This window comes from Ramlibacter sp. (genome assembly GCF_036383835.1).
GTDB lineage: Bacteria > Pseudomonadota > Gammaproteobacteria > Burkholderiales > Burkholderiaceae_C > Ramlibacter.
This window is the reverse complement of record NZ_DASVNN010000082.1, coordinates 1-3,836: the sequence shown is the minus strand read 5'-3', so window position 1 is coordinate 3,836 and position 3,836 is coordinate 1. Positions and strand designations below refer to the sequence as shown.

At 71.0% G+C, this 3,836-nt stretch carries 2 protein-coding genes and 1 pseudogene; all 3 read right to left on the bottom strand.

The window, feature by feature from the left end:
* Positions 1-729 precede the first annotated feature (729 nt).
* Positions 730-1,974 (bottom strand): 3-deoxy-D-manno-octulosonic acid transferase, encoded by a 1,245-nt coding sequence (locus tag VF522_RS13690; protein ID WP_330908832.1) that lies wholly within the window; start codon positions 1,972-1,974, stop codon positions 730-732.
* On the bottom strand, positions 1,971-2,939 hold the full coding sequence (gene waaC / locus VF522_RS13685; protein WP_330908831.1) for a lipopolysaccharide heptosyltransferase I: 969 nt from the start codon (positions 2,937-2,939) through the stop codon (positions 1,971-1,973). The genes VF522_RS13690 and waaC overlap by 4 nt, the downstream gene beginning before the upstream one ends.
* Positions 2,940-3,037: 98 nt before the next feature.
* Positions 3,038-3,836 (bottom strand): annotated as a pseudogene (locus VF522_RS13680) (phosphomannomutase/phosphoglucomutase); the annotation flags it as partial.

Genomic DNA, 3,836 nt, shown 5'->3' with positions numbered 1-3,836 from the left:
AAACGTACGCACGGCTCGATACGCCCTACGGGCTCTCGTAGCCGTGCTGCGGCGCCGGGATCCGACTTTCAGGCGCTCGCCCCTTGATGCGGGCCCACACCGCGCACCGCCTGCCGCGACGGTCAGAGCTCTGCTTGATCGAGCAAGTCATGATCGCTGTAGGGTGGGCAAGCTTTGCTTGCCCACCATGACGGCGCACGGGAAACGGTGGGCAAGCGAGCTTGCCCACCCTACGGCCCTGGTCATGGCCATGGCGGTGGCGACAGCAACGGATCCATGCGCCACCGCCCTGCCCTGCTGCCGGCCCCCGTGCGGGCGGGGCCGGGGTCGCGCATCAAGGCATGGCGCCTGCGAGGACCGGGCAGGCGGCCCAGCGCGGCTACGAGAGCCCGTAGGGCGTATCGAGCCGCGCGTACGTTTCTGACTCGCGACACCGGTGTTTGAGCGGAGTGTTTGACCGCGCGCGGGCAAATACGCAGCGAGTTCGGTCGCGGGGGCCGCCTGCCCGGGCCTCGCAGGTTTGCCGAGCGCCGCAGGCGCGAAGGACGCCATGCCAGCGCGACCCCGGCCCCGCCCGCGCGGGGGCTGGCAGCCGGCGCGATGCGACAAAGCGGAAAAAAAGTGGCGCGACAGCGCCGCTTCAAAAAAGCTCTGGGTCCCCGCCTACGCGGGGATGACAAGGATTGCCGCGGGGATGACAAGGATTGTCGCGAGGATGACGGAGGGACGCTAAGCAGGCAGCAGCGCCAGCACCGCCTCCGCCGTCCGCTTCGCCGCCCCGCGATGCGCGGCCGCGAAACGCTCGCTGGCTCCGGATGCCCGAAGACGCGCTTCCGCATCGCGCGCGAGCGCGACCGCTTCCGCCACGCCCTCTTCCATGCTCCCGACCCGACGCGCCGCTCCCGCCGCGAGCGCCAGTTCGGCCGCCTCGCTGAAGTTGAAGGTATGCGGCCCCATGACGATCGGGCAGGCACAGGCCGCGGCCTCGATCAGGTTCTGGCCTCCGAGCTTGGCGAAGCTGCCGCCCAGCAAGGCGACGTCGGACAGGCCGTAGTACAGCGCCATCTCGCCGAGCGAGTCGCCGATCCACACGTCGGCCGGCGCCGGCGATTCGCTCCAGGTGCTGCGGCGCGCCACCGTGTGGCCGGACTGCGCCACCAGCGCCGCGACTTCGTCGAAGCGCTGCGGATGGCGCGGCACCAGCAGCCACTGCACGTCGCGGTGCTGCACGATCGCGCGCAGGAACTCGGTCTCCTCGCCTTCGCGCGAGCTGGCGAACATCACCACCGGCCGCGACGAAGTGGAGCGCCAGTCGCGGCCCTGCGCAATCTGCGCGGGGTCCGGCGCGGCGTCGTATTTCAGGTTGCCGAAGATGCCCTGGACCGTGGCGCCGGCGACCGCGAGCCGGCGGGCATCGTCCTCGCTCTGCGCCCAGACGGCACCGAGCGAACCGTAAGCGGGGCGCGACAGGCGGGCGAGGCGCCGGGCCTGCGACAGCGACTTCTCCGACAGGCGCGCGTTCGCCAGGGCCAGCGGGATGCCGCGCGCCGCGCAGGCCGCGGAAAGATTGGGCCAGACCTCGGTCTCCATCAGGACGCCGGCACCGGGGCGGAAATGCTCCAGGAAGCCACGCACCGCGCGCGGCGTGTCCCACGGCAGCCAGGCCTGCGCATCGCCCTCGCGCAGCAGGCGCTTGCCTTCGGCGCGGCCCGTCGCCGTGCCGTGCGTGAGCAGGATGCGGACGTCCGGCTTCGCCTGGCGCAGCGCGTCGATCAGGATGGCGGCGGCCCGCGTCTCGCCCAGCGACACCGCATGGACCCACAGGCGCCCCGGCTCGGTGGGGGAGTGGTAGCGCCCGAAGCGCTCGTCCACGTGTTCGAGGTAGCCGGGTTCGGCCTTGCCGCGGCGGCGGAGCTTGCGGCGCAGCAGCGGCTGCGCGCCGATCACCACCAGGGAATAGAGCGGCCGGATCATCCGCGGATTGTGACGGCCTGCCAGGCCTGCCAGACCGGCCCGACGTCGGGCGTGGGCGAGGCGTACACGCTCACCTGGCGCGCGGCACCCAGCGGGCCGGTGCGCCACGCCGTGTCGAAGTTGTAGATCTGCACGTGCGGCAAGTCCAGTGCCACCGCGATGTGGCTGAGGCCGCTGTCGACGCCGATGGCACCGGCGCAGCGGGCCATGCGATCGGTCAGTGCATCGAGGGACAGCCGTGGCCAGACCTCGGCACGCGGACCGAGTGCGGCAGCCATGCGCTCGCTGCGCTCGCGCTCCTCGTCGCTGCCGTGCGGCAATCCAATCGAATGGCCTTGCGCGATCAGGCGCCGCCCCAGGTCCAGCCAGTGCGCTTCGGGCCAGCACTTGTCGTCGCGCGAAGTGCCGTGGATCAGCACCACCGTGTCGTCGCGTGCCGCGGCGTCGGCCCGTCCCAGGCCGAAGCGCGGCGGTCCTTGCAGGACGTAGCCCAGGGCCGCTGCGCACACGGCCCGGCCCCGCTGCACCGCATGCGATGCCGGCTCCACCGGGATCGCGACGTCGGCCACCCAGCGCGTCGGCGCTTCGTAGCTGGAACCCTCGCTGCGGTTGGCCATCGCATAGCGCTTGCCACCGGGCGCGAGGAGCGCCATGTGCGCGACCAGCGCAGACTTGGTGAGCCCCTGCAGGTCGATCACGGCGTCGTAGGCGTCGCGATGGAGGTCCTGCCGGAACGCGCGCCAGGCGTGGCGTGTGTCACGGGACAACGGCGCCTTGCGCCATTTGCGCAGCTCGCAGGGGATCGCGCGGTGCACGCCCTGGCTGCGGGTCACGAGCGGCGCGAAGCCGCGCTCCACGACCCAGTCCACCTGGGCTTGCGGATGCGCGGCGAGGAGGTCCTGCACGGCGGGCAGCGTATGCACCACGTCGCCGAGCGAGGAGAGTTTGACGATGAGGACTTTCACGATTCCGTCATCCCCGCGCAGGCGGGGATCCAGGGCATCCTAACGCAGCGCGCTGCGCGCGCCTCCTGGGTCCCCGCCTGCGCGGGGATGACGGGAACTCAATGCGCCGCCTCGCCGATCTTCGCGTCCGGCTTCACGCTGCGCAGCAGCGACAGCATCTCCCCTTCGATGCGGTGCATCGCCTCCTGCGTGTGGCCCTCGAAGCGCAGCACCAGCACCGGCGTGGTGTTGGAAGCGCGCACGAGGCCGAAGCCGTCGGGCCAGTCGACCCGAACGCCGTCGATGGTGGAGACCTGCGCGCCCGGGAAGCTCGCCTTCTTCACCAGTTCGGCGACGATGCGGTGCGGCTCGCCCTCCTCGCACTTCACGTTCAGTTCCGGCGTGGAATAGCTGGTGGGCAGCGCGTCGAGCACGGCGCTCGGGTCCGGCGAGCGCGACACGATCTCCAGCAGGCGGCAGCCGGCGTAGGTGCCGTCGTCGAAGCCGTACCAGCGCTCCTTGAAGAAGATGTGGCCGCTCATCTCGCCACCGAGGGGAGCACCAACCTCGCGCATCTTCGCCTTGATCAGCGAGTGGCCGGTCTTGTACATCATCGGCTTGCCGCCGGCCGCCGCGATCGACGGGCCGAGGCGCTGCGTGCACTTCACGTCGTAGAGGATGGGCGCGCCGGGTACGCGCGACAGCACGTCCCGCGCGAACAGCATCATCTGCCGGTCCGGGTAGATGTTGTTGCCGGTGCGGGTGATGATGCCGAGGCGGTCGCCGTCGCCGTCGAAGGCGAGGCCCAGGTCGGCGCCGGTCTCCTTCAATTTTGCGATCAGGTCGCGCAGGTTCTCCGGCTTGCTCGGATCGGGGTGGTGGTTGGGGAAGTTGCCGTCCACCTCGCTGTAGATCTCG

What these genes read in the sequence shown, in the direction of transcription:
- VF522_RS13690 (WP_330908832.1), bottom strand. Translation starts at nt 1,974, where the DNA reads ATGATCCGGCCGCTCTATTCCCTGGTGGTGATCGGCGCGCAGCCGCTG.